This window comes from Caldisphaera lagunensis DSM 15908 (assembly GCF_000317795.1).
Taxonomy (GTDB): domain Archaea; phylum Thermoproteota; class Thermoprotei_A; order Sulfolobales; family Acidilobaceae; genus Caldisphaera; species Caldisphaera lagunensis.
The window spans coordinates 371,893-396,703 of the sequence record NC_019791.1 but is presented as its reverse complement, the minus strand read 5'-3'; the positions used below and the strand labels follow the sequence as shown (position 1 = coordinate 396,703).

The 24,811-nt window shown below is 29.5% G+C and carries 29 protein-coding genes and 3 tRNA genes; 20 read left to right on the top strand and 12 right to left on the bottom strand.

Features of this window, described 5'->3' with window-relative positions; genetic code table 11:
* A complete protein-coding gene (locus CALAG_RS01860; protein WP_216475979.1) occupies positions 1–1,290 on the top strand; it encodes an ArsB/NhaD family transporter in 1,290 nt (429 codons plus the stop codon).
* Positions 1,291–1,369: 79 nt separating this feature from the next.
* Here the strand turns inward: CALAG_RS01860 and CALAG_RS01855 are convergent, their stop codons facing one another.
* The gene (locus tag CALAG_RS01855) at positions 1,370–2,425 is read right to left on the bottom strand and encodes a glycosyltransferase (protein WP_015232051.1); all 1,056 of its coding nucleotides are present in this window, start codon (positions 2,423–2,425) and stop codon (positions 1,370–1,372) included.
* Positions 2,426–2,511: 86 nt separating this feature from the next.
* Positions 2,512–2,763, bottom strand: coding sequence for a hypothetical protein (locus CALAG_RS01850; RefSeq protein WP_048816677.1), 252 nt, complete (start codon positions 2,761–2,763; stop codon positions 2,512–2,514).
* Between the two features lie 275 nt (positions 2,764–3,038).
* Between CALAG_RS01850 and tes the strand changes: the two genes are divergently transcribed.
* The gene (gene tes, locus CALAG_RS01845; protein ID WP_015232049.1) at positions 3,039–4,826 is read left to right on the top strand and encodes a tetraether lipid synthase Tes; all 1,788 of its coding nucleotides are present in this window, start codon (positions 3,039–3,041) and stop codon (positions 4,824–4,826) included.
* A 1-nt stretch (position 4,827) separates the two neighbouring features.
* Here tes and CALAG_RS01840 read toward each other — a convergent pair whose 3' ends face one another.
* Together CALAG_RS01840 and CALAG_RS01835 are read right to left on the bottom strand one after the other, a co-directional pair.
* Complete coding sequence (locus tag CALAG_RS01840; protein WP_015232048.1) at positions 4,828–5,484, bottom strand: 2,5-diamino-6-(ribosylamino)-4(3H)-pyrimidinone 5'-phosphate reductase; 657 nt, start codon at positions 5,482–5,484, stop codon at positions 4,828–4,830.
* 118 nt (positions 5,485–5,602) lie between these two features.
* On the bottom strand, positions 5,603–5,959 hold the full coding sequence (locus tag CALAG_RS01835) for a hypothetical protein (RefSeq protein WP_048816676.1): 357 nt from the start codon (positions 5,957–5,959) through the stop codon (positions 5,603–5,605).
* A 162-nt stretch (positions 5,960–6,121) separates the two neighbouring features.
* On the opposite strand from CALAG_RS01835, the gene CALAG_RS01830 reads away from it, so the two are divergent.
* Positions 6,122–6,925: a translation initiation factor IF-2 subunit alpha gene (locus tag CALAG_RS01830; RefSeq protein WP_015232046.1), complete on the top strand. Its 804-nt coding sequence runs from the start codon at positions 6,122–6,124 to the stop codon at positions 6,923–6,925.
* Between the two features lie 4 nt (positions 6,926–6,929).
* Positions 6,930–7,097, top strand: coding sequence for an RNA-protein complex protein Nop10 (locus CALAG_RS01825; protein WP_015232045.1), 168 nt, complete (start codon positions 6,930–6,932; stop codon positions 7,095–7,097).
* Between the two features lies 1 nt (position 7,098).
* On the opposite strand, the gene CALAG_RS01820 is transcribed toward CALAG_RS01825, so the two are convergent.
* Both CALAG_RS01820 and secY read right to left on the bottom strand, forming a co-directional pair.
* On the bottom strand, positions 7,099–7,716 hold the full coding sequence (locus tag CALAG_RS01820; RefSeq protein ID WP_015232044.1) for an adenylate kinase: 618 nt from the start codon (positions 7,714–7,716) through the stop codon (positions 7,099–7,101).
* Complete coding sequence (secY, locus tag CALAG_RS01815) at positions 7,716–9,080, bottom strand: preprotein translocase subunit SecY (RefSeq protein WP_015232043.1); 1,365 nt, start codon at positions 9,078–9,080, stop codon at positions 7,716–7,718. Before secY ends, CALAG_RS01820 begins: the two co-directional genes overlap by 1 nt.
* 233 nt (positions 9,081–9,313) lie before the next feature.
* Between secY and CALAG_RS01810 the strand changes: the two genes are divergently transcribed.
* A tRNA-Leu gene (locus tag CALAG_RS01810) sits at positions 9,314–9,398 on the top strand.
* Here CALAG_RS01810 and CALAG_RS07785 read toward each other — a convergent pair.
* On the bottom strand, positions 9,380–9,991 hold the full coding sequence (locus CALAG_RS07785) for a hypothetical protein (RefSeq protein WP_157463148.1): 612 nt from the start codon (positions 9,989–9,991) through the stop codon (positions 9,380–9,382). The genes CALAG_RS01810 and CALAG_RS07785 overlap by 19 nt on opposite strands.
* Before the next feature lie 191 nt (positions 9,992–10,182).
* On the opposite strand from CALAG_RS07785, the gene CALAG_RS01800 reads away from it, so the two are divergent.
* From CALAG_RS01800 to CALAG_RS01765, 8 genes are all read left to right on the top strand, one after another.
* The gene (locus tag CALAG_RS01800) at positions 10,183–11,376 is read left to right on the top strand and encodes an NAD(P)-binding domain-containing protein (protein WP_015232042.1); all 1,194 of its coding nucleotides are present in this window, start codon (positions 10,183–10,185) and stop codon (positions 11,374–11,376) included.
* Positions 11,377–11,381: 5 nt separating this feature from the next.
* Positions 11,382–12,398 carry a porphobilinogen synthase gene (gene hemB, locus CALAG_RS01795; protein WP_015232041.1) on the top strand — a complete coding sequence of 339 codons (1,017 nt, stop codon included), beginning with the start codon at positions 11,382–11,384 and terminating at the stop codon, positions 12,396–12,398.
* Between the two features lie 48 nt (positions 12,399–12,446).
* A tRNA-Arg gene (locus CALAG_RS01790) sits at positions 12,447–12,522 on the top strand.
* A gap of 207 nt (positions 12,523–12,729) precedes the next feature.
* Positions 12,730–13,185 carry a hypothetical protein gene (locus CALAG_RS01785; protein WP_015232040.1) on the top strand — a complete coding sequence of 152 codons (456 nt, stop codon included), beginning with the start codon at positions 12,730–12,732 and terminating at the stop codon, positions 13,183–13,185.
* 59 nt (positions 13,186–13,244) lie between these two features.
* Positions 13,245–13,526 (top strand): hypothetical protein, encoded by a 282-nt coding sequence (locus CALAG_RS01780; protein WP_015232039.1) that lies wholly within the window; start codon positions 13,245–13,247, stop codon positions 13,524–13,526.
* A 58-nt stretch (positions 13,527–13,584) separates the two neighbouring features.
* Positions 13,585–15,084: a B12-binding domain-containing radical SAM protein gene (locus CALAG_RS01775; protein WP_015232038.1), complete on the top strand. Its 1,500-nt coding sequence runs from the start codon at positions 13,585–13,587 to the stop codon at positions 15,082–15,084.
* Between the two features lie 70 nt (positions 15,085–15,154).
* Positions 15,155–15,502, top strand: coding sequence for a Rieske (2Fe-2S) protein (locus CALAG_RS01770; RefSeq protein ID WP_015232037.1), 348 nt, complete (start codon positions 15,155–15,157; stop codon positions 15,500–15,502).
* A gap of 64 nt (positions 15,503–15,566) precedes the next feature.
* Positions 15,567–15,902: a DNA-directed RNA polymerase subunit G gene (locus CALAG_RS01765; protein ID WP_015232036.1), complete on the top strand. Its 336-nt coding sequence runs from the start codon at positions 15,567–15,569 to the stop codon at positions 15,900–15,902.
* On the opposite strand, the gene CALAG_RS01760 is transcribed toward CALAG_RS01765, so the two are convergent.
* Positions 15,899–16,411 (bottom strand): DUF1947 domain-containing protein, encoded by a 513-nt coding sequence (locus tag CALAG_RS01760; protein ID WP_015232035.1) that lies wholly within the window; start codon positions 16,409–16,411, stop codon positions 15,899–15,901. The two genes, CALAG_RS01765 and CALAG_RS01760, sit on opposite strands and share 4 nt — an antisense overlap.
* A 415-nt stretch (positions 16,412–16,826) precedes the next feature.
* Between CALAG_RS01760 and CALAG_RS01755 the strand changes: the two genes are divergently transcribed.
* The 5 genes from CALAG_RS01755 (at position 16,827) to CALAG_RS01735 (ending at position 20,196) form a co-directional block, all read left to right on the top strand.
* Entirely contained in the window at positions 16,827–17,066 is a 240-nt protein-coding gene (locus CALAG_RS01755; RefSeq protein ID WP_015232034.1) for an LSm family protein, read from the top strand.
* A 6-nt stretch (positions 17,067–17,072) separates the two neighbouring features.
* Positions 17,073–17,261 carry a 50S ribosomal protein L37e gene (locus CALAG_RS01750; RefSeq protein WP_015232033.1) on the top strand — a complete coding sequence of 63 codons (189 nt, stop codon included), beginning with the start codon at positions 17,073–17,075 and terminating at the stop codon, positions 17,259–17,261.
* Position 17,262: 1 nt separating this feature from the next.
* Positions 17,263–18,390, top strand: a complete 1,128-nt coding sequence (locus tag CALAG_RS01745; protein WP_245529249.1) for a M24 family metallopeptidase — start codon at positions 17,263–17,265, stop codon at positions 18,388–18,390.
* A gap of 54 nt (positions 18,391–18,444) precedes the next feature.
* A complete protein-coding gene (locus CALAG_RS01740) occupies positions 18,445–18,801 on the top strand; it encodes a DsrE family protein (protein ID WP_015232031.1) in 357 nt (118 codons plus the stop codon).
* 126 nt (positions 18,802–18,927) lie between these two features.
* Positions 18,928–20,196: a Glu/Leu/Phe/Val family dehydrogenase gene (locus tag CALAG_RS01735; protein WP_015232030.1), complete on the top strand. Its 1,269-nt coding sequence runs from the start codon at positions 18,928–18,930 to the stop codon at positions 20,194–20,196.
* On the opposite strand, the gene CALAG_RS01730 is transcribed toward CALAG_RS01735, so the two are convergent.
* Both CALAG_RS01730 and CALAG_RS01725 read right to left on the bottom strand, forming a co-directional pair.
* The gene (locus CALAG_RS01730) at positions 20,171–21,193 is read right to left on the bottom strand and encodes a GTPase (protein ID WP_015232029.1); all 1,023 of its coding nucleotides are present in this window, start codon (positions 21,191–21,193) and stop codon (positions 20,171–20,173) included. The two genes, CALAG_RS01735 and CALAG_RS01730, sit on opposite strands and share 26 nt — an antisense overlap.
* 49 nt (positions 21,194–21,242) lie before the next feature.
* A complete protein-coding gene (locus CALAG_RS01725; RefSeq protein WP_048816674.1) occupies positions 21,243–21,806 on the bottom strand; it encodes a TFIIB-type zinc ribbon-containing protein in 564 nt (187 codons plus the stop codon).
* A 368-nt stretch (positions 21,807–22,174) separates the two neighbouring features.
* Here CALAG_RS01725 and xerA point away from each other — a divergent pair, with 368 nt between their 5' ends.
* Positions 22,175–23,131 (top strand): site-specific tyrosine recombinase/integron integrase, encoded by a 957-nt coding sequence (gene xerA, locus CALAG_RS01720; RefSeq protein WP_015232027.1) that lies wholly within the window; start codon positions 22,175–22,177, stop codon positions 23,129–23,131.
* Between the two features lie 78 nt (positions 23,132–23,209).
* Here xerA and CALAG_RS01715 read toward each other — a convergent pair whose 3' ends face one another.
* Entirely contained in the window at positions 23,210–23,674 is a 465-nt protein-coding gene (locus tag CALAG_RS01715) for a PadR family transcriptional regulator (RefSeq protein ID WP_015232026.1), read from the bottom strand.
* Between the two features lie 49 nt (positions 23,675–23,723).
* Complete coding sequence (locus CALAG_RS01710; RefSeq protein ID WP_015232025.1) at positions 23,724–24,473, bottom strand: TrmB family transcriptional regulator; 750 nt, start codon at positions 24,471–24,473, stop codon at positions 23,724–23,726.
* Positions 24,474–24,544: 71 nt separating this feature from the next.
* Between CALAG_RS01710 and CALAG_RS01705 the strand changes: the two genes are divergently transcribed.
* Positions 24,545–24,620, top strand: a tRNA-Arg gene (locus CALAG_RS01705).
* Positions 24,621–24,811 lie beyond the last annotated feature (191 nt).

The window sequence follows — 24,811 nt, the reverse complement described above, 5'->3', positions numbered from 1 at the left end:
ATGGAATTGATGAATGTTAAAGAATTTTTTGGTGGGATCATTCTTTTAATTATAATTATAGGCCTAATAATGAGAGCTAAGTTTACCAAAATTCCTTCATGGTCTATAATGTCTTTAGCTGCTTCTATAACAATATTATTTGGGTTAGTTCCAATATATAATGTAAGTAATATTATAGATTGGAACGTTATTTTGTTTCTAATAAGTATGTTCAGCATTATTAGTATTGCAGAAACATCTGGTTTATTGGATTATTTGGCAGCATATTTGGTATCTTCTTTTAAAAGTAGAATATTGTTACTTTATCTTTTAGCGTTATTTTTTGGGTTATTATCAAGTATTATGGTTAATGACGCAGTAGCAATAGTAGGCACTTCATTATCTGTAATAATAGCAAAGTCTTTAGAACTTCCCTTCGAACCATTAATTATATTAGTTGCATTTTCAATAACAATAGGCTCTGTAATGACTCCGTTAGGTAATCCTCAAAACATGCTTATTGCAACAGAAACCAATATAAATGCACCCCTACTAACATTTTTGAAATATTTAGCTATTCCTACAATAATTAATTTATTTTTAACAACATATTTTATTATTAAGTATTATAAAATAAAAGAACTTAAAAAAGAATTTTTTATGGGGGTTCCTCAAGAATATATTAAAAACAAGAGAGATGCATATATATCATTAATTGCTATAATTATTATAATAATTTCTCTCTTAGTAAATGATTTCTTAGAGTTATACAAGCTACCTCATGTAACATCGATAGGATTAATTCCATTCACGATAGCTGCATTCATTTATATATTTGTATCTGACCCTAGACAAACCCTTTCTAAAGTAAATTGGGGAACAATAATATTTTTCATAACTATGTTTATAGCAACACAAGGTATATGGAATTCTGGCATATTGTATGAGCCTTTGCATTTATTATTACCTCATTATATGAGAGGGGTTAACAATATTTTGCGGATTTCTGCTTCTTCTTTAATTTTTAGTCAATTAATAAGTAATGTTCCTTTCACTAACTTATTCATTGTATATATGAATAACCTTGGTTATACATATGCTAATGTTATAAGTTGGATTACATTGGCTATGGCTACAACCATTGCAGGCAACCTAACGATTTTGGGTGCAGCATCAAACATTATAATTATAGATAATTTGGAGTCAAAATATGGAATTACAATTACTTATAAGGACTTCATGAAAATAGGAATTCCAATTACACTAATTAATCTCATTGTTTATATAGTTTATATAATTTTAATATTTTAAGATTAATCTTTCAAATATGTTTAGTATCTTCTTTAATAATTAGAATTTGTTATACCTAATTAAAATGATTAATTTAAAATTAAACATTCCATACTTTGCTATATGATAAAAGGAAGTTTACTACGAATCCAAATATTATACCTATGAATTGACCCATTAAAGGATATATTTTTAATAGTTTTGTTAGTAATTCCATTACAAAAAATATTGTTACCCCACTGGGACCTACTATCAAATTATATCTTAAAATTCTTGATAGTAAAGGCCTTCCTTTTTTATCCTTAAATGTCCATTTATCATTAAGGGTAAAATTGAACAATATGCTTGTTTCTATTGCTATTGCACTTGCATAATCATAAAAGAGTCCCTTGCTAATTAATAAATACATTATTCCTAAATTTACAATCGTTCCCAAAGCACCAATAATTCCAAACTTGATTACTCTAGAATTTATTATTACATGAATTAAGAATTCAAATATTTCTTTTATTCCAAGCTTGCTTTTACCTTTACTCCTCTTTTTAAAAGTATAGGGCACATCAATAACTTTTAAATTTGGATTTTTATATAATATTTCAAATAAAATTTTATACCCAATAACATTTAACTTATTTAAGTTAACAGAATCTTTTCTAAATGCAAAGAATCCTGACATTGGATCAGATGTTTTATTAACCTCTGGAACTAAGATTTTGGCTAATAATGTAGCTCCTTTGCTGACTATTTTTCTATAAAATGAAAAACCCTCAGTTTTCCCTCCTTTTGTATATCTAGAGGCAACAGCAACATCATAGTTTTTTAAGGATTCTATCAATTTAGGTATTTTTTCTGGAGGGTGTTGATAATCTGCATCCATTACAACAATTATATTTCCACTTGATTTTTTTATACCATCAAATATAGCTGAAGATAGGCCTTTCTTTTCTTTCCTTAATATTAATTTTACATGGTTATCGTTTTTACTGATTTTGTCTACAATTTCATATGTTTTATCTGGGCTATTATCATCAACAACCACAATCTCATAATCATTAACATGATTACTTAATTCACTCTCTATATTTCTTATTAGATTTCCTATATTTTCTGCTTCGTTATATGTTGGTATAATTATTGATACCTTATCATTGTTCAATTCATTAACCCAAAATTACTATACAATAAAAATATTTTATATCTTACTAATTCGGGCAATTAAAAAACATTGTTATTTGTTTTCAATTATAAATTAGAGGCCCATGGTGAAGGGCACTTAGTTATCCCTATAAAATCTTCTAATGGTTTTGGTTTTATACATATTACTCCAGTATTTTCATCAATTTCGACTACGAAGTTTTTGCCAAACTTTTCAATGATGTGCTTTTTAACATATATGTTAAGAGGTAAAGTGTAATATTCATATTCATAAGATTTTCCATTTACATCTTTTTTGCCCTTCAATTCTTTTGCCATAACAACCCTATCTCTAACCATCTTTATCACCAATCTCTTTATAGATATAGATTACACCTAGATTTATAAGCTTTTATCCTTTTTTAAAATATATAGCTAATAATAAAAATACATCTCTGATTTTGTATAGACTTGTATATAAGAGTACATATATGTATAATGAAATTCAGGAAAATATTTAAAAAATATTTCAAACAATAATAAATTAATAAGTAAATCTTAAAAAACAGTATCCAGACATATATAAGAGGAGATTTAATATATATAACAAGCAATGTATTTAGGAGGTTTAGAAATTGGCAGTAGTTCAGGTAAGTAAAAAGCAGGAAGTGGCTCAGAACCAGATTAATAGAACTTTACCAGCTCCTGGGAGATTTATAACAGAAGGAGACAAGGCATATGTGGAAATTGCTGATAAGAAAATCCCTATAGGAGGTCCAATGCCTAAACTTAATGATCAAGAAAAACATTTACATTATACAACAAGCTTATGCCCAGTATGCTTAAGATTACTTCCTGCAAGGGTCTTTGAAAGAGATGGTAAGGTATATCTTAGAAAAGTCTGTCCAGAACATGGAGAATATGAAGAGCTTTACTATGGAGATTCAAACCTTTATACAAAAATGATGAAGTTTGAAGAGACAGGAAAAGGAGCAGGTAAGATAAAAGCATATGTAAGTCTTAGTGCCCCTTGTCCATATAATTGTGGCTTCTGTTCTATGCACGAAAATCATACTGCATTAGCTAATTTGGTTGTAACAAATAGATGTAATCTTAGCTGTTATTATTGTTTCTTCTATGCTGAGAAAGCAGGTTATATCTATGAACCAAGCTTAGAATTACTTAGGTTCCAAATACAACAATTGAAAAAACAAGGAGTAACAATGGCAATACAAATAACAGGAGGGGAACCTACATTAAGAGAAGATCTTCCTGAAATTGTTAAAATGCTAAGAGAAGAGGGTGTTAGGCATATTCAATTAAACACTGCAGGTATTAAATTTGCTGAAATGTATCTTAATGACCCAGAAGCTGCTATAAATTATTCAAGAACATTAAGAGAAGCCGGAGTGAACACTGTTTATTTAAGCTTTGATGGAGTATCTCCAAAAGTTAATTTCAAGAACCATTGGGAAATACCGTACATTTTTGAGGTATTTAGGAAATCAGGTATGACGAGCGTAGTTTTGGTCCCAACTCTTATAAAAGGTCATAATGATCAGGAAATAGGTAAAATATTGAAATTTGCAGGTAAGCATATAGACATAGTAAGGGCAGTGAACTTCCAGCCGGTAAGCCTATCTGGTCAGCTTAAAAAGAGTGAAAGGGATAAGATGAGAATAACGATTGCTGATGCTATATTAGAAATAGAGAAACAAACTGATGGTCAAATATCAAGAGATACTTGGTACCCAATTCCAGTCGCAGCGAAATTCGCTAAATTTGTAGAGGCAGCAACAGATTCAAACCAATTCTGCATGTCTAACCATCCAATGTGTGGATCAGCAAACTATGTCTTCATAGAAAGAGATGCTAATGGTATACCTACAAAGTTTATTCCAATAGGCTCATTCTTTGATGTAGATGGGTTCTTAGAATATTTAGATGATAAAAGGATTGATATATTAGATAGTAAATTTAAGAAACTACATCTATTAAAAGGAGTAATAGATTTAAGAAAGTTTGTAGAAGAAAAGAACATGCCCAAAGATCTAAAGTTCAACAAGCTATTAGCTAGTATATTCTTAAAGAGGAATTATGATGCATTAGGTCAACTCCATTATCATATGCTATTTATAGGAATGATGCACTTCATGGATCTATATAACTATGATGTTGAGAGAGTTAGAAGATGCAACATAAGTTATCTGATGCCAGATGGAAGAGTTGTACCATTCTGTACATTTAATGTAATGGAATCATTGTATAGAGATTATGTTCAAGCGAAGTACAAGAAGTTAGATCTTAAATCAAGTGAGATGAAATCATTTAACCCTGGAGAAAAATACAACAGATCAAAGTATATTATTAGGATAAATAATGATCCATTATACATTAATGCTTATAAAGGAATCATATATTAAATTAAATTAAAGGTTTTTTTGGATATAAAATACTATATTTTATATTAACCCAGTTTTGGCATAAATTTTTTATTTCTTTTATATAAAATTCTGCTTTTATTTCTTTTAAAATACCTTTTTCAAAGATTGATGTCCCTCCACCAAAAGCAAATGGTGATATTGTTACCCATAGCTCATCTACTAATCCATTATAGAGGAGGGAATAATTTAAATGACCTCCTCCTTCAACCATTAATCTTTTTATGCCAATATCATAAAGATTTTTTAATGCAGTAACCATATCTAAAACACCATTAAAATCAACTTTTATAATTCTAACGCCTATTTTTTCAAACTTCTCGTATCTTTCTTTATTTAAATTGTTAGATGTTATAATAATGCTCTTAGCTGGATTTTGAAAAATTTTAGATGATAGGGGGACGATCAATTTTGAATCTACTATAATTTTATATGGAGATGTTCCTTTTACAAGTCTTACAGTTAAGCTAGGATCGTCATTAATAACAGTGTTTGCTCCAACCATAACGCCATCGCTATTTGATCTCAGATAATGTTGTAATCTAAAATCATCGATACAACTTAATTTAGAGTATCCATCACTATTGGCTATTTTTCCATCAACTGTCATTGTAGAGAATATTATAACATACGGCCTCAAACTTTCACCTATTTATTATAGTTTTAAGGAGATATAAATTTGTCTTTTATAAAAATTTTAATTAAATTAACTATAAGTTCTCTACCTTATTAAATTTGATTATTTCTTTTACATTGTACTATGAAGAATCTAAATCAATTTGAATCATAATTACATTGTACAAATTGTCCTTCTTTAACCCTCTTTCTATTCTATACAATTGTTCTGGCGCTATATTAACCCTCTTTGCCATTATATAGGTAGGAATATTCTTCTTTTTAGCATAGAGATAAACAAGGAGGCTTCTTAATGACATAGGATTAGATAGTCTTTTCTTAAAACTTTCATGATTAATTAATATATATAATATTCTATTTAATATTTTGCTTCTAGTTAACCAAGGTATAATTTCTTCCGGCACTTCTATAATCTTCGGTTTACCTATTCCGTAAATTGTAGCCTTGTTTGATTCGATTTTTATATATTCATTATCCATACTCATTCTGCCCTGTTGATTATAAAGAATGTAAAGATATTAAAATTATTTTAATATTTACATGTTGATGGTATAAATTAACTATAGTTAAATGAGCAAAACATTCAAAAATTTCATAGGAACATAAAAAATAGGATAGAATTAAATAAGTAGGGGATTGGGTTGGCTCTAAAAAATAGAAAAGAAATGCCAGACATTGGAGAAATTGTAGTGGGGACTATAAAAGAAATTCACGATTTTGGCGCTTATATGGTTATAGATGAATATAATGATTTGAGAGCTTTTTTACCTTGGAGTGAAGTTGCTACAAAAGCTGTAAAAAATATCAATGAAGTAATAAAGGAGAACCAAAAACTTGCTGTAAAGGTAATAAGAGTATATAGGAATAAAGGTCAAGTTGATGTTAGTCTAAAAAGGGTTAATGATAATGAAAGGAAAAGAAAGATGATGTATTGGAAAAGAACATTAAAAGCAGTAAATCTAATATTGATGGCTGCAAAGCAAATTAATAAATCAGAAGACGAGGCATATAAAGAAGTTGTCTGGCATCTTGAAGACTACTTTGGAGATGCAATGTCAGGTTTAGAGGCTATTAATCTTGAAGGTAAAGATGCGTTAAAAAGGGCTAAGATACCAATAGAATGGCATGATATCCTATTGGATTATGCAAAGAAATATGTTGAAGTTAAGCACGTTCAAATAAGCGGGTATTTTAATTTGAAATCATTAGAATCTGATGGCATCGATAGAATTAGAAAAATATTGTTGGATATAAAAGAAGAGGTTAAAAAATACGATGGCATCGATATAAAAATATATACTATTGGTTCTCCAAAGTATAGGATTGACTTAATAGGTCCAGATTATAAAACATTAGAGAATGTTATAGAAAAGCTAATTAGTAAAGGGGAAAAGTTAGCAAAAGATCTTAAGGTAGAATATTCTTTTGAGAGAGTGAAGGCGTAACGATATGAGATGGCTTTTAAGGAAATGTATTAAATGTAATAGGTACACTTTAAGCCAAGAAAGATGTCCATATTGTGGGGGTCAATTAAAAGTTCCCCATCCTCCTAAATACTCTCCTAATGATAAATATATTGAGTATAGATATAAATTAAAATATAAAACTACTAATTAGACTAAAGTTTTTGTATAAATTGTAATAATTCTTCTGCAGCTTCGTTTGCCTTATTCTCTTTATTAGTTATTATTGCAACAGTAGAAGCATAATGTACTGCACTACTAAATGATGCCATTCTTGCATATTCCATTAATTTTTCTATATCTTTTTCAGTTCCAAAGTCAGATCTATTTCTTGAAGAATCCTTAACCTGTCTGTTAAAAATTTCTTTTGCATCGGCCTCTATAACAGTTATCATATCAGGCTTTAGTTCGTCTAATACATGCTTAGGAAGTCCAGGTAAATAACCAGAAGATGTTTTTACTATTGCATGTGTATCTATTATTAAATAACCATTTTCATCGAGATCTTTAAGTGTCTCTTCAATAATGCGTTTTGCAGCTAATTGTTGCAGGTCTAATTGTTTTCTTAGGGTAAGATGCCTTAGCTCATCTCTATTGTTAACCAGTTTTTCTTTGAGAGCAGTTTCTAACATAAAAGTTCCAAAATTTAATACTTTTAATTTAATATTTGATGCCTTAGCTTTTTCTTGTAAAACTGATAAAACTGTTGTTTTTCCAACCCCTGGAACACCTGTAACTATTATTACTTTGAATTTATTTCTTAATTGGCTCATCATTTCTCACCCATAATCCTCCTAATTAATGGATATGCCTCTAACGCTCTCTCATAGCTTATCATAGAATAATACTGGTATATAATACCTACTGCTAGCAAAATGCCTGCTCCAGTTCCAAATGAACCAAATATTGCTGCAACTATTGCAATTGCCCCAACGATTAAACTGCTTAATACCGTTAATGGGTATATATATCTTGACAAAACTGATTCAAGTATTTTTGGATTTCTTCTCATACCTGGAATTTCCATTCCCCCTGATATTAATTGTTCTGCTTGACTGCTTGGATTTAGTCCAGCAACTTCAACCCATAAGTAACCAAATAGTATTGATAATATTAACCATGTTATAGCAAATATTACAGTCTTTAATGGATTTATTGATGCGCTAATAATGCCATTAGGGGGAGATAGATAATAAACTAGGTCTGCATAGCCTTTATATACAATAGAACCTGCTCCCAAAAATCTTTCTATTGGGGTTTCAAAAAGCTGTAGGTCTGCAACTAATATAGCTAATAATAGGATTGGTATGTTTGTAACATAAATAAATTGTAATGGTATTCTGCTTCTAATTCCTCTGAGTCTAGATGACGTTACTGGTATCTCAACTCTCATACCATTTAGATAGACAAGCAAAATAATTATTGCAAACGTTGATAGTAAACCTGTTAAATCTGGGAATCCATTAGGTCTTGCAAAAACCAATAAGTTTTTATCAATTATTATAGCGGGTATTACTCCAAAGTCCATAGCGATATGTGGGATAAAGCCAAACATATCCCAAATAACTGTTTGTGCAACACCAGCTAATATAAACAGGCTTATTGCGCTTCCCAATCCCCAACCTTTTTGTAAGGCCTCATCCATTAAAATTACCAAAAAAGAAGCAAATGTTAGTTGAATTACTATTAAAACCTTAACTAATAATGAAGCGCTGAATCCAACAGGGAATAGTTCACCGCTTAGCATCACGACAACGCTTTCAACAACTGCTAAAATTACTGCTAATGTTTTCATAGCCCCTGTAAACTTAAGTTGGTCATCTGGGTTTGACAAATCTATATCGATAATCTTAGCGCCTGCTAAAACCTCTAATATTAAACCTGAAGTAACTATTGGTCCTATTCCCAATTGCATTAATGTGCCTGCGCTGCTTGCAAATATTATATTTTGAAGTGAAATTGTGCTAGTTAATGCCTGTGTAGGAACACCATATAAAGGTATATTAGCCATAATTAGATATATAACCAATATAATACCTGTCCAAGCAAGCCTTCTATATAATGTAAGCTTCTGTTTCGGTTTTTTGATAGTTGGTAAATAGCTTGACCAATTTGCCAGGACATCTAAGGCTCCCAAGTTTTTGCACCACTGTTTATATCTAGGATTTTTTGGAAGGAGGGGTATATTTAAGCTCTTTATGAAGTCAGCTATTGATGTTAAGAAATGTAAATAAATATGTATAAAATTGATTAAAATTCTGAATAAGAATTATATAAAGCTAAATAATATTATATTTATGATGATACAAAAATATTAAAAATAAGAATATAAATAATATTTTATTCTAAATGAATTTAATGTAAAAATGCGCGGGGGTGCCCGAGCCTGGCCAAAGGGGACGGGCTCAGAACCCGTTGGCGTAGGCCTGCGTGGGTTCAAACCCCACCCCCCGCATATTGCAAATTTTTGACCCACTTTACCAAATCATCTTTTATTATACTTAGTAATTCTTCTATTACTTGGGATGAACATTTTTCTCCTAATTCTTTAGCTTTTTCAGACATTATTCCTCTCATAATGGTTAATGCAACAAAGCAATCATGACATTCATTGCAATTTGAATAAGTTTTAATGCCTAAATCATTTCTAATATTGTTTAAAATTAGGTCAATGTCTTTTTCTTGCATTTCAACAAACCTTTTCGCTTTCCAATAAAGGAAGCAAACATCTTTGCATTTAATCCCCTTTAAAAAGTATTTTAAATTATCATATATTATATTTAAAGGCATTTTGATAAAAATGGCTTTGTTCATTTTAGCTATATCTTCAATGCTTTTATTATGTCCTCCTCCAAAAGGTATTAATGAAACAATTAATTCTCCTTTTTCTGGGTTTATATTGTCAATTTTAGAAATAGGAATAAATTTAGCATTTATTTTATTTTCTTCCATCATTTTTATAAAAAATTCAGCTTCTTTTTCATCTCCTGGATCATGATAAACAATTATCATTTGTCTTTCCTCTGAAGTTATTATAATCCATATCAATTAATATTAGGCGATCAATTTAAGTTTTGATATAGTGTTTTGTTTATCAATTACAGGAGATTTTATTAAAATCATCAATTTTTTCTAGATTTTATATAAAGATTTGTATATAAATGTATATATTTATTCCGGTTTTTTATATAAAATGCGCTTAATATCAAAGGTTTGTTAAAAACCTGTAGGTGCTATTGATGATCGATCAAACATATAATATCAATAATCTAAAACTATATTCAATTACCTATAAAGATTCATGCTTTTATGATATGGAAAAGATAGATGAACTTAAAGAGAGAATTTATGATGATATATTCCATATTTCTAATGGGATAATTATTCTTTCTACATGCAATAGGTTTGAAATATATGTAGATTCTTATAATGATATTTTAGAGGAAGAAATAAACAAAAATATGGGCATTTATTCAAAATTCTTTCATAAATATTCGGGTTTAGAATCAGCAGAGCATTTATTTAGAGTTTCTGCAGGCTTGGAATCCTCTATTCTTGGAGAAACAGAAATTTTGTCCCAAGTTAAGGATGCATGGGAAGAAGCTAAGAACTTAGGATATACAAGCAAGTTACTTGATTCAGTGTTCCATCAATCAATAATTGTTGGTAAAAGAGTTAGGAGTGAAACAGATATATCCAAGGGAGTTTTAGGATTTCCTCAGGCCTCTGTAGAATTGGCTTCAAAACTTTTAGGTACACTAGATAACAAGGAAATTGCAATAATTGGTGCAGGAAATGCAGCAAAAATAATGGTAGATCACATATGTTCTAAGTGGAATCCAAGTAAAATAACAATTGCTAATAGGACATTAGAAAAGGCTAAGATGATTATAAACAATAAATGCAATTTTGAAATAAATACCTTAAATGAAATTGCTAACAAAAAATTTGATGCAGTTTTAATTGCAATAAAAGGGGGTCCTTTTGATTTTCTTAATAATTTATTAAATAAAAACGATGTAATCATTGATATATCAACTCCAAGTGCTATAATGAATGATAATACTATATATAACATTGAAAGTGTTGATAAGTTAGTTAAGGAGAATTTTAATCATAGATTAGATCAAGTTCAGTTGGCTGAAAAGATAATTAAAGAGGAATTGGATAAGCTGATAGAATATTTAAAGAAAAGATCAATAGATGAAAACATAAGTGAAATTATGAGATACATAGATTTAATTATAAAATATGAAATGGAGCAAACAAAGAAAAATATTAATAAAGGTATGGATTTAGATGAGGCTTTAAAAATAGCATTTGAAAGCTTTGCAAAGAAGTCTATGAAACCAATTTTTAATTTGTTGCATGATACATATAATGAAAACATATCAGAATTAATTATACAATATTATAAGAAGAACATGAGGTGAAAAATTTGGGATCATTCCCTAGAATTAGACCTAGGAGATTAAGATCGTCAAAATATCTTAGAGATTTGATATCAGAAACTTCGTTGGATATATCAAAACTAATATTACCAGTTTTTGTTAGCGAAGCAATAGAAAAGCCTATCGAAACTCCTGGCTTAGAGGGTCAATTAACATATCCTTCTGACTCAAGCAATCTTGTTAATTTTATTAGCGAAGCATTGGATCTTGGTATACGTTCATTTTTAATTTTTGGCATCCCAAAAATAAAGAATGAAGATGGCATAAGAGCATATGCGCCTGATGGACCAGTTCAGGTTGCGATAAGGAATATAAGAAAAGAAATTGGTTGGGATCCACTAATTTTTACTGATTTATGCATATGTGAATATACCTCTCATGGCCATTGTGGTATTCCATTAAATTCAAGGAAAGGTGATGTTATTGATAATGATTCCACTTTAAAGGTTTATCAAAAAATAGCAGTATCACAAGCCCAATCTGGTTCTGACTTCATTTCACCCTCTGGTATGATGGATGGTCAGGTTAAAGCAATAAGAGAAGCATTAGATGACGCAGGATTTAATGACGTTGGTATAATGGCCTATTCAGTTAAATATGCAAGTGCCATGTATGGCCCATTTAGGCAAGCTGTGGACTCTGCTCCTAGATTTGGTAATAGGAAAAGCTATCAAATGGATCCAAGAAATGCTAAAGAGGCATTAAAAGAGGTAAGGCTTGATTTAGATGAAGGAGCAGATATAATAATGGTTAAACCTGCCATATTATATTTAGATGTTATCCGTTTAGTAAAGGAATATTATCCTGAGGTTCCATTAGCAGCATACAATGTTAGCGGAGAATATGCTATGATTAGATCTGCTATCAAGCTAGGGTTAATTGATGAAACCCAATCTATAATAGAATCCCTTATATCAATAAGAAGAGCTGGGGCAGATATGATAATTACTTATTTTGCTTTAGATGCCGCCAAAATTATTAGTTCCGGAAAAGAGATTTTTTAACAAATTGATAATTTGTTTATAATCTTTTTTGTTGATTTTAATTATTGAGGGCCCGTAGCCTAGCCAGGATTAGGGCGTCGGCCTGCGGAGCCGAAGGTCGGGGGTTCAAATCCCCCCGGGTCCGTGACCTTATTACTAATTGTTAACTCCCCGGTTAACAATGAATTAATGATACATTTTTATGACTAAAAATTTAATTAAAGTTTATTTTAGGATTTAGATTTCAAGGCTTAGGGCTTTTATCATTAATATCTAATTTGTTAAAAATTTTTTAATTATTTGTTTATGAACTTATAAATGTTCAAATTTAATGATTAATGTGGTGGAATATATGCAAAATGTAAATGAAAAAGTACCTGGTAAAGGACTGGTTATAGCTTCAATTGCGTTAGCAATATTATTTTCCTTAATAGTTCTTTATGCAGGTTATTCATTAAGCACTCTTCCAGCAAGTATTTTTTCTAATATAACAAAAACTTATGGTCAACTTTCTTCATTAAATTTAACTGGTACTGATATAATAAGATTAGCCGCTAATGTATTATATGGCTATGGTATTATATTTTTAATATTAGGTTTAGTTAGCATACCTTTTGTATATTTACCATTATATCATAATTTGCCAGAAAAAGCTATTGGACCAGCATTAGCTATCGGCATAATTGAAATCATTGTAGGTATATTTTCTATATTATTTGTTATACCTGGTATACTCATGGTTATAGCATGGTATCAGGTAAGGAAATTTAATTACGAAATGAAAATAAAAGCTTCATTATCCCATTAATTATAAGTTTTTTTAAAATGTATAAATTTTTATGCGTATGAATAAACAAGGAGATTAAAATGGACAAGAAAATTTGTAATAGATGCGTTAACTGGAGACCACATGTACAATACCCATTTATTGGTTTATGTATAAAGCTTGGTAAATTGACTGTTGATGATGATACGTGTAGTTTCTTTGAAGAAGTAAACATAAAATCAAATGAATTTTATTGGATTCCTGAAATGAAAACGAGGGTTTTTGGAGATGAGGCTAAAATTTTTCTAAAAAATGGTTATAGAGTTTTCTTAGGAGCATATGTTGATCCAGATGTTAGAGAAGAAATATATGGATCATTTTAACTATAAAACTTCTCTTTCTATTATGTTTTAGCAGGATACAGAAACAAGTTGTGATCGCATGCCAGATAAAATAATAGAAAAAGAATTGATTAATAAAAAATATAATAAGAATATGATAAAGGTTGCACTATTTTATCCATCCATATATAGTGTTGCAATGTCATCATTGGTTTTTCATAAATTATATTTTTTACTTAACCAACTTGATGATATTTATTTACAAAGGTTCTATATGCCTAGTTTAACAGGTAAACCAATACCAATGAGAAGCTTTGAAAACGGAATGCCTTTAAAAGACTTTGATTATATCTTTATTCCTGTGCATTATGAACTAGATTATATAAATATAGTTAAGGCATTAATTGGAAGCAATATAGAAATTTACTCGAGTAAAAGAAATAAACCAAAAATTATAATTGGAGGACCTACAATTACAGCTAATCCAGAACCTTTAGCAGAATTAGCAGATATTGAAGTAATAGGTGATTTGGAAGCAGTTTGGGAAAGGATAATTGATATTATTTATGGTGGAAACATAGATGCAGGCTATGGATTATATGTTCCTTCTTTAGGGAAACATGAAGTAAGAGTTGCATTTTCAAATTATTTTGATTCCTTAACTAAAAGGATACTTACTAATGAAACTACTTTTACATTAGCAGTCGAGGTAATGAGAGGTTGTCCATTTAATTGTTTATTTTGCATGGAAAGTTACATATCAAGACCTGTAAGATATAAAAAATCTGATGATATTATTAATGAGGTTGAGGAATTAAACAAAAGGTATAACGATAGGATTTCATTAATTGGACTAACTGTTAATTCCCATCCAGAATTTAAAAATATTTTAAAAAATATAAATGAAAGAAAATTAAATATTTCCTTACCTTCATTAAGAGCTGAATTATTAGATGAAGAATCTATAGAGTTAATCGCAAAATTAGGACAACAATCTCTTACAATTGCCCCAGAAAGTTCTGAAAGGGTAAGGTTTGCATTGGGGAAGGAAATAAAAGATGAAGATATAATAAAAGTATCTAAATATGCATCTAAATTTAATTTGAATATTAAGGCATATTTTATTACCTCAATACCTGGAGAAACTAATGATGATTTAAAAAGCATAATCGATTTAACATATAAAATAAAAAAATTAGGGGTTAAAAAAATACATCTAAGCGTTAACCCTTTAATTATAAAACCTAGAACACCACTACAATGGTTACCTATGAGCGATGAAAACGCAATGAAAATAAAAATAAATTATTTAAAAAGAAATTCTAATTATGATGACTTTACAACTTATGACCCTTTATTAGCATTAGTACAAGCATCAATATCATTGTCAGATAGGGACGTTTTAAAATATTTGATACAAATGGCTATCGAGGGAGGTAATAGATCTTCATATAGGAATGCTTTAAAAAATGGTTTATCTGATATAGCGTTAAAAGGAAGAAGCGAACCGTTTCCATGGGATCATATTAAGGATATTATTAATAATGAGTACTTAAAAGAAAGGTATATAGCATTTAAGGAAAAAATGGGGTTAAAATAACTTCATTTTAATGAATTTTAGCGTAAAAAGATATATATTCCAAATATATATAGCAAGATGGTGATATAAGGTGGTGTTTAGAAAGATTTCTGTAATAGGGAAAGTATTTGAAAGAAGGAATTCTGCAGTTGTAATGGTTGAGGACAAGCCAATATTAATAGTAAAATATAATAATTCATTGTATGGTATGGATGCCATCTGCTCTCATATGGGATGCGGTTTATTAACTGATGTAACTGATAATATAGCAGCATGTCCCCTACATGGGGCTAAATTTAACGTAATAACTGGAGAGATGGTAGCCCCTCCACAAATAAAACCTGAGGTTCCTTGCGAATTCAAATCTGATTCAAAAACTCCATTAAAAACATATAAAGTAAGAATTAATAATGAAGGTTTTGTAGAAATTGATATATGATATAAGTGTTTAAACACATAATATTTTTATAGATTTATATTTCATTTAAGTATGGGGAAGAATTATGATTAATATAGAAGCAGAGGTTAAAGAAATAATCCAATCAAAGTTGCAAGGCGCTAAAATAGTTAATGCTAGTAATGGCAATACTCAAATATATTTTGATTTAGTTCAAGATATGATAAAAATTTCTGAAAAAGATAAAATACAAATAGTTATAGACGAAAATAAACCAGAAAACTTAGACATATATGACTTCTGTGGTCATGGATATTTGGTAAAACCTGAAGAAGAATCAAGAATAACTATACTATCTTTATGGGGAATAATATTTCAATTCGAGCCCCCATTAGGGCTAAAAGAGAATACTAAATATTATTTATGCTTAAGAAAGATTTAAAGAGAAACGGAAATTTTCCAAATAAGATCTCCTGAATAATGCAAATTTTCTATAGCTTTACCTTTGGCCTTTTGTTTTATGAGGTCAGAAATCTCTTTGCTATTATATAAGGACCTTCCTATCATTACTGGAACTCCCTTGTCTTGATCATATGCAGCAATTATTGATTTCTCTTTAAATTCACCTCTTACACCTTTAATTCCGGGAAGCATTAAGTCTGCTCCTCTTGATACAGCATTGGTTGCACCTCTATCTATTATTACCCCATTCATCCATGAATTGTCTCTTTTCAATAAGCATAATAACGTTGGAAATATAAGATCACCTTTTTTAACTATGCATGGGAAGTTGTTATCCAAATAAAAACTAATGTCTTGATAAACTGCTATCTCTACTTTATCCCATTCCATGGGTAAGTTTGGATATTCTTTTAATATCTGATCTCTAACCTCTTTAATTTCCTTTTTTGACAATAAATGCCTTTTGCTTATTTTTATCTTTTCCGACATGCCGTTTTAACCCTATAATTAATATAAAAAAGAATAAATTTAGCTTTATCTTGTATTTTAGTTTATTGGTATTTTCTAAGCTAAAGACTAAAATCAATGTTCCATAATATATCTAATTGAAGTAAAACACTTAAAGTACGACATTAAAATTCATTTTTATTTAATTTATATATTAATAATAAAATCAATTTTTTATAGATCAATTCACAACTTTAATCTCCTATACACCCCTCGCAGACCCGTTGATCATCATAGCATTTTGCTCTGCAATAGCTAGCGGCAGTCATAGGGGTCATTTAATAATATCTATTTTAAGCTATAAATTCTTATTCATAGCTAAAAATTTTGTTAATTGTCATAAAAAAGCAAAGATTTTAAATAATCTAACAGCTCTGAATACTCAGGAGGGAAAATCATGTCAGAGAACTCGCATTTACAAGCAAATACGTTTAAGGCAATGGCAGATTACTTGAATTCAAGCGTATTAGTTAAAATGAAAGGGAATAGAGAAGTAAAGGGAATATTAACAAGTTATGATCAGCATTTAAATTTAATTTTAGAAAAGGCAGAAGAACTCGAAGGAAAAGTTTCAAGACCATTGGGTTTGGTTCTTCTCAGAGGAGATAATGTAATAGCAGTAAGTCCAGCAGGGTGATGAATTATGACAAAAGGAACACCTTCAATGGGATTGCATAGCAAAGGTAAAACACATATAGTATGCAGGAGATGCGGAAGAAGAGCATTTAATGTATCAAAGGGCTATTGTGCAGCATGTGGTTTTGGTAAAAGTAAAAGGATAAGAAAATATAGTTGGCAAAATAAAAAGGTTAACAGAATTAGAATAGTATAAGGTGTTTTGTTTGGAAGGTAGATGGGATAAAAACAAAGAAAAGTTGAAATCTCTTTTAGATAAATATAATTTGGATGTCCTTATATTAACTGGGAAGGAAAACATAATTTATTCAACAGGTATAAGGGATCCTACAGAAGTATTAATATTATCAAATAAGTGTCCTGATTATCTGCTTACATCAACTCTAGATTATTTCAGAATGCTTAGTAGAGCTCCAAAAGATATTTCATTAAAGGCATTTTATAGACCAGGAGAAAAAGGAACAGAACCTCCAATTCCCAAATCAGATTTAGTGGAAGGGGGTTTAATTGATGCAATAAAGCTCATATCTTCTCAATGTGGAAATAAGATAGCAGCTGATTTGCAATGGGCAAATTATACTATAGGAAATTATTTAAATGAACAATTAAAAATTCAGGACTTAAGTAATGATATTATAAAAATAAGAGAAATTAAAGATGATTGGGAAGTTGAATTCATAACAAATTCTATTAATGCCTCTGAAAAAGCATTAAGGGATGCATTAAATGTATTAGAATCTAATCCTTCGGAAAACGAAGTAGAAGCAGTATTTTATTCATCCCTTATGAATCAAAATGCTTGGGGTGAGGCATTTCCAACAATAGTTGGATTTTATGAAAATACAGCATTACCTCACTATAATCCTGGTAATGTTAGATTGCAAAAACCAGGGCCTGTTCTTATAGATTTTGGAGCAAATATGAACGGGTATTTAAGCGATATGACAAGATCTCTATGGTTTGGCGAAGGAGGTAAAGAATATAAAAAATTAATTGAAACTGTTGCTGAAGCACAATCAGAGGCTATAGATTCTATAAAGCCTGGTGTTGAGGCGTGGGAGCCTGATAAAGCTGCGAGGCTTGTCTTTGATAGAGAAAATATTACAAGATATTTCAATCATGGCTTAGGTCATGGAGTAGGTGTTGAAATTCATGAAGCCCCATATTTAAGGCCAAACTCTAAAGAAATATTAGAACCAGGAATGATTGTAACAGTTGAACCCGGGATATATTATCCAGGCTTGTATGGAGTTAGAATTGAAGATATGGTTTATATTACCAAAAATAAAGCCAGGTTAATAACTAAGTTTTCAAGGATTTTATAAATTTGATATTAAAACTTTTATATTCTTATTCACAAAATTTTATCAGGGAATTCTATGAAGGAAGTTAAGGCAGTATTTCATATAAATGAAGATAGTCAAGAAACTTTAAAGAACCTATTTTCAAGCATTTATAATTTAATTGATTCATTAAAAGGATCAGAAATTAAGGTTGAGGTTATTATAACTGATAGGGGGATAATTAATTTCATGAAGGGTAACATGGATAAATATACTTATGAGACAATAAATGAACTCCTAGGATCAGGGGTTAAATTTAATGTTTGTAATATATCATTAAGATCCTTAGGAATCCCTTATAATGATTTAGTAGAAGGTCTAAATTTAGTTGAATCTGGAATAGTTAAAATAATAGATCTTGTTAATAGTGGTTATGTGTATATAAAACCTTAATATACCCATCTTTTTCCCATAATCATTAAATTCATCTACATAAAATACACAATTTAGACTTTATTAATTTAATGTTGAAAATATTTTTATAGTATCGAGGACTATTATTGTAATAGGGTGATAAGTATGGCAACGAGTAAGGACCCTTATTTAGAGGCAAAGAAGCAGCTTAGAAGCGCTGTAGATATTCTTGGTTATAGTGATGAAATTTATGAAATGTTGTCAACCCCAGAAAGAATAGTTCAAGTTAAAATACCAGTAAAGATGGATGATGGAAAATTAAAAATATTTACTGGATGGAGAGTTCAACACAATAGTGCTCTAGGCCCCTATAAGGGAGGGGTTAGATATCATCCAGAAACAAATCTTAGCGAAGTAATGGCACTAGCAATGTGGATGACATGGAAAAACTCTCTAGCAGATATACCATATGGAGGGGCTAAAGGTGGAATACAAGTAGATCCATTCCAACTAAGTCCAAGAGAACTTGAAACACTATCAAGAAAGTATTTCGCTGGCATAAGCAAGTTTGTTGGTGTTGATTTGGATGTGCCTGCACCAGATGTAAATACAAATCCACAAACTATGGCCTGGTTTGTTGATGAGTACTCAAATAGAAACGATGCTCAATTATTTGGTGTGGTTACCGGTAAGCCATTGGAATTGGGAGGATTACAAACAAGGATTTTCTCAACAGGTTTGGGGGTTGCAACTGTTGCTAAACAGGCAGCTAAGAAAATATTTGGATCAATTGAAGGAAGAACTGTAGCAGTTCAAGGATTTGGTAATGTTGGTTTTTATACAGCTAAGTTTTTAAATGAAATGGGAGCTAAAGTTATAGCTATTTCAGACGTTAAGGGAGGAATTTATAGCAGCAAGGGATTCGATGCTGATGAAATAAAGGCAACAATTAGCAAGAAAGGAAGCATGTTTGTTACAGACTATCCAAATTATGAGAAAAAGATAAGCAATGAAGAACTCTTGCAACTTAATGTAGATATATTAGTTCCAGCTGCAATTGAAAATGTTATAACAGAAGAGAATGTATCAAAAATAAAGGCAAAATTAATTGTTGAAGGAGCTAATGGTCCAACTGCGCCTGAAGCAGAGGAATACTTAACAAAGAAGGGAGTAGTAATAGTTCCGGATACTCTAGCCAATAGTGGAGGAGTAATTATGAGTCACATTGAATGGGTAAACAATAGAATGGGTGGATGGATAACAGAAGATGAAGCAAGAAACAGATTAATACAAAAGATGGAAAACAATCTAGATATGATTTGGAATTTCTGGGAAAACAAATTAGACCATGAGAAATATAATTTAAGGATGGCTGCCTACGGCATTGCAGTAGATAAAGTAGTTAGAGCTATGAAACTAAGAGGCTGGATTTAACTATATTATTAATAGTATTTAATAAAATTTTTTTATCTAATGCACTTATTTTATAGAATTCTTTTATGTTTAATTTTTCAAGGTATTCATTTAATAAATGATCTAATGCTTTTAATTCATTATCATTTAGCAGATCTATTTTATTTATAATTAATATAATTTTTTTATTTATAATTAATTTTTTTATGTTATTTATAATATTAAATTGTTCCTCAAGGGGCATGTACGCATCTTTAGAAGGATCTAAGATAAAAATTATAATACCATCTAGATGAGTAAGCGCACTTATTGCTTTTTTCTCAATTTCATTCATTTCATTAATGCTTCTATCTAAAAGTCCTGGAGTATCAACTATTTGGATTACGTTATTTTTGTCATATTCTAAATGACCAATAATGATTTCTTTTGTTGTAAATGGATATGAGGCTACCTTGGTGTTTGCATTTGTAATTGATGATACTATTGTTGATTTTCCTGCATTTGGAGGACCTGCGATAATAAGCGTTTTTCTAGAAGGATCAAGACCAGGAAATGACATGATAGTTATAACAAGATTTCTAAGATATTCTAATGATTTACTGCATTTTTTTATCGAAGAAATCATTCTACCCCTAGCTTCTCTAGAAAGCATTCTCATTTCTTTAGGGGTATCCGATGCTAAAATTTTGTTTCTATAATCAACCCAAAATTTTCTTACAAAAAATCTAGATTTTTTGATACATTCAATTGATTCAAAAATTTTTTTCTTATCATAGTTTGCCTCAATTAGTCCCCAATAAAAATTATGTAGCTTTTTCAACATTTTTTCTAATTCAACTATTGATTCAGTTTTTGAATTTATTATATTATAAATGAGCTCTATTGATTTTATTTCTTTTTCATATTGTTTACCTCCTTTTTTTGAGTACCTAGATTTAATTTTCTCCATTATTTCATCATATAATGGTATTTGAATTTCCTTCACTATTTCCGCTGGATCCATAATAGTTTCTTTCAATTTCCTTCCTATTTATTAGGTTTTTCTTAACTTATTAAGTATTTCAATCTCATTTTTTATTTAAAAAACTTCTTCTAACCTCAATCTCATATTTATTTATTATATTCTTGTTTTTTCTAATTATACTTTTTAATGATAATTTAGATACACCCAACTCTTTTGAAACTAACATAATAGATTTTTCTATTGAATAACCATATGATCTATATAATGCATATAATGCAATTGCATATTGATTTCTTTTAGTTCTAGATTTTAAGATAGGATAATTTTTTAAAATTTCATAAGAGAGTTTAAATTTATCTGAATTTTTTAATTTTTCCAATTTTTTATCAATAATTGATGATATATGAACTTTACCCGTTAGATCTACTTCAAAGAATTTACCTTTTTTTATAGATTTTTCCAATTTTTTATCTATGGAATTTTCACTACTATGATAAATCCTAAAATAATTTGTTTTGTTATCTTTTGCGCTTTTATCAATATGATATGCATTATCATCGATAAGAGATTGCAAAACTGCACCACAATTTTGGCATACTAGGTATCCTGTTTCATTGCTCCACGCTAATCTATGAGATCCACAATATGGGCATTTTATATTAATCATTTTCTTCACAATTAAAATTTTGTCATTTTTTATATGTAAGTTTTTAATTAAAATTTTTATCTACACTGAGACAGGGGAAATCTTTTGCAACAAAATGAAAGCCTCTGATGGGATGAATAAAATATTATCCTTTTTTATTTTAGGTATGTGCTTGATACAGCGTATTAGAGTTAAATTAGCAAAAAGCTCTACTTAACCTCTTCTAAATTTTGTATTTATGTATAGAAATGAATTTATGCATGTTTTATCTTGATTAGAGAGGGGAAAGCAAATATTAGATGATTAAAACTTAAAACAAATAAGAAAAGTGTATTACTATCTTGTTTTGTTTAGAATTTCTAAAGAAATATATAATAAAGGGGTAAAGATTGTCAAAAATTGATTTACCTAAAATAAAATCTAACATATCTAGCATTAAAGAAGCATTTAATTTATTCATAAAAAGCATGGAAGTTTCTGGAGCTTCTCCATTAACTATAAAATCCTATAAAGTTGCAATACAAAATTTTATTAATTTTATAGGAGAAAATAAAAGAATTGACGAAATTAATTATGATATTTACGCTAATTGGATTAATTATTTAAAGAAAAATATGTCTAAGAGAACTAAGAGAAATTATGAAGCAACTATACATTATTATTCCATTTTTGTTAGAAGATTCCTAAACTGGATTGGAACTGATCAAGAATTGCCAATAATGTCATTAAGGAGGCAAACATTTAGCGAAGCATTAACTTGGGAAGAAGTAACAAAATTAATTTCATCTGTTAGGGATTTAGATGATTTGCTAATAGTTTCAATATTATCCGAAACAGGTCTAAGAGTTAGAGAACTTTTGAATTTAACTTGGGATGATATAAATTTAGATACAGGTCAAATTAGGGTTATAGGTAAATATAATAAAGAAAGAATAGTTTTCATAGGTCCTTTAAGTAGACAGGCTTTAATAGAGGCATATAATCTATATGGAAACAAGAGAAAGAATATCATAGATTTAACTTATCAAGCCGTTTATAAGAGATTAAAGAGTTTAGCTGTAAGAGCAGGATTAGATCCAAGAAAAGTTAGGCCTCACATAATAAGACATACTTTTGCTACTGAAGCGTTAAGAAGAGGTATGAGTTTACCTGCATTGCAAAGATTGCTAGGACATAGCGATATAAAAATTACACAACTTTATTTGCATCTAGTAAATGATGATGTTAGGAGAGAATATAATAGATTATTTTCACAACAAAATTATATTCAAGATAATAATGCATTTCAACCTTACTATATTAATCCTCAATCATATAATAAAGGTAAAGGCTTTGCTGGCATTTAATAGTATTTTCAAGTTTTAAATTATATGTCTATAAAACATTTTTATAATTGCTCAGAGATTATCTATTTCAAAATAAAGCTAAGAACTATCTGTATATCTTAATATATTTTCAATTTTATTTTTAATTGAGATTAATTTATCTTTATTAGATTTGATTATTTCCCTATTTTCTTTTTCTAAGCTTTCAAGAAAGTTTAGTAAATCTGTAATTCTATCAATTATATAATTTGGATCTGGTGATAAATAGAAAGCAGTTAAGGTAGCTTTTGCAAATTCTTTGCCTTCATTTGTTAATTCATATTTTCCATACTGATTTTTAAAAACTAACCCTTCGCTAATAAGCTCATTTATTATAGGATATAAACTACCTGGGGAGGGCCTCCAAATTCCATTGGTCAATAATTCTATTTCATTCATTAGCTCCACTCCATTTAAGGGTTTTTTGTATAGCAAAGAAATTATCATTGGGCGTAGCCATCCTCTATGTCTCCATGCCTTTGCCCATCTTGGTTGAGATCTTCTTCTCCACTCCCAAAATGACATATTTTTTCACAATTTTCTATTATAACTAGAGAATAAATAAGTTTTTTAATTAAAATTTGTTAATTATTTCTCTCATTCTTTCTTTAAGTGCATTTGAAAATTCTTCGTTATTTATAACAATGCTTATAACTTCATAAATTTTGCTAGGTAATCCAATTATAACTGTTTTGCATCCTACATAAAGGTCCATAAATACTGCCCTGCTCTTAATTATTTCAAAGTTATGTTTTTTCGATTCTTCAATATATTTTTCACCGATTTTTGCATCATAAGGAAGTAGAAGATAAGCTCCATTTTTGGTTGTTGAAATTATTTCATATAATAATGGCCAAAGATCAAGCAGTTTATCAAGAACTTTATAAACCATAAAATATGGTTTTTCATTACAATTTTTGACGTATGTTATTGTATTTCCTATGGTTTCCTTAACTCCATATATTATTTTTATTTCATCAATCGTCTTAATAGTTGTAATACCTGACAAGAATTGGCCTATGTTTTCTATTTCCCTTGCTTTAATATTTGCATCAGCTATTAAATTTTGGGCAATTGTTTGAAAAGATAATGAGGGTTCTAGAATTTCATAATATATTTGATCCTTTGTCGTTATTAATCCCTTTTTTTCCAAGCTTTTCAGCACATCATATATTCTTTGAATTGGTATGTTGGAATTTTTTGCTATATCAGTTGGTCTCGATTTTCCAAGTTTTAACAATGTAAAATATGCATTTGTTTCATATTTATTTAATTTTAAAGTCTCTTTGATTTTATTTTTAATTTTTTCTAAATCTTCACCCATTATTAATCCCAAATTTAAAAAGACAAATTAAATTAAAAAGCATTAATAACAAATTGTGCTATTATTAAATTGGACCCGTAGCTCAGCCAGGATCAGAGCATCGGCCTTCGGAGCCGGAGGTCCCGGGTTCAAATCCCGGCGGGTCCATACGAATTAATTTCATAAAATCAAATTGAAATCCTACCTTTTTAAGACCTCATAGATTAATTCAAAAAGTTTAAAATCTCTTTCCCTTCTTTAATTCTAATAAGACTTCGTTGAGCAAAGATAAGATAGTAAAGTGTGAGGGATAATTATACTTTTAATCGTTTTTTGTTACTTAGTTATGTTCTCTTAAG

Bases quoted from the DNA above. Each gene is read 5' to 3' on its own strand.
- CALAG_RS01860 (WP_216475979.1), top strand. From the start codon at position 1: ATGGAATTGATGAATGTTAAAGAATTTTTTGGTGGGATCATTCTTTTA.
- CALAG_RS01850 (WP_048816677.1), bottom strand. From the start codon at position 2,763: ATGGTTAGAGATAGGGTTGTTATGGCAAAAGAATTGAAGGGCAAAAAA.
- CALAG_RS01835 (WP_048816676.1), bottom strand. From the start codon at position 5,959: ATGGATAATGAATATATAAAAATCGAATCAAACAAGGCTACAATTTAC.
- CALAG_RS01825 (WP_015232045.1), top strand. From the start codon at position 6,930: ATGAGATGGCTTTTAAGGAAATGTATTAAATGTAATAGGTACACTTTA.
- CALAG_RS01820 (WP_015232044.1), bottom strand. From the start codon at position 7,716: ATGAGCCAATTAAGAAATAAATTCAAAGTAATAATAGTTACAGGTGTT.
- CALAG_RS01800 (WP_015232042.1), top strand. From the start codon at position 10,183: ATGATCGATCAAACATATAATATCAATAATCTAAAACTATATTCAATT.
- CALAG_RS01785 (WP_015232040.1), top strand. From the start codon at position 12,730: ATGCAAAATGTAAATGAAAAAGTACCTGGTAAAGGACTGGTTATAGCT.
- CALAG_RS01780 (WP_015232039.1), top strand. From the start codon at position 13,245: ATGGACAAGAAAATTTGTAATAGATGCGTTAACTGGAGACCACATGTA.
- CALAG_RS01775 (WP_015232038.1), top strand. From the start codon at position 13,585: ATGCCAGATAAAATAATAGAAAAAGAATTGATTAATAAAAAATATAAT.
- CALAG_RS01765 (WP_015232036.1), top strand. From the start codon at position 15,567: ATGATTAATATAGAAGCAGAGGTTAAAGAAATAATCCAATCAAAGTTG.
- CALAG_RS01760 (WP_015232035.1), bottom strand. From the start codon at position 16,411: ATGTCGGAAAAGATAAAAATAAGCAAAAGGCATTTATTGTCAAAAAAG.
- CALAG_RS01755 (WP_015232034.1), top strand. From the start codon at position 16,827: ATGTCAGAGAACTCGCATTTACAAGCAAATACGTTTAAGGCAATGGCA.
- CALAG_RS01750 (WP_015232033.1), top strand. From the start codon at position 17,073: ATGACAAAAGGAACACCTTCAATGGGATTGCATAGCAAAGGTAAAACA.
- CALAG_RS01740 (WP_015232031.1), top strand. From the start codon at position 18,445: ATGAAGGAAGTTAAGGCAGTATTTCATATAAATGAAGATAGTCAAGAA.
- CALAG_RS01735 (WP_015232030.1), top strand. From the start codon at position 18,928: ATGGCAACGAGTAAGGACCCTTATTTAGAGGCAAAGAAGCAGCTTAGA.
- CALAG_RS01725 (WP_048816674.1), bottom strand. From the start codon at position 21,806: ATGATTAATATAAAATGCCCATATTGTGGATCTCATAGATTAGCGTGG.
- CALAG_RS01715 (WP_015232026.1), bottom strand. From the start codon at position 23,674: ATGTCATTTTGGGAGTGGAGAAGAAGATCTCAACCAAGATGGGCAAAG.
- CALAG_RS01710 (WP_015232025.1), bottom strand. From the start codon at position 24,473: ATGGGTGAAGATTTAGAAAAAATTAAAAATAAAATCAAAGAGACTTTA.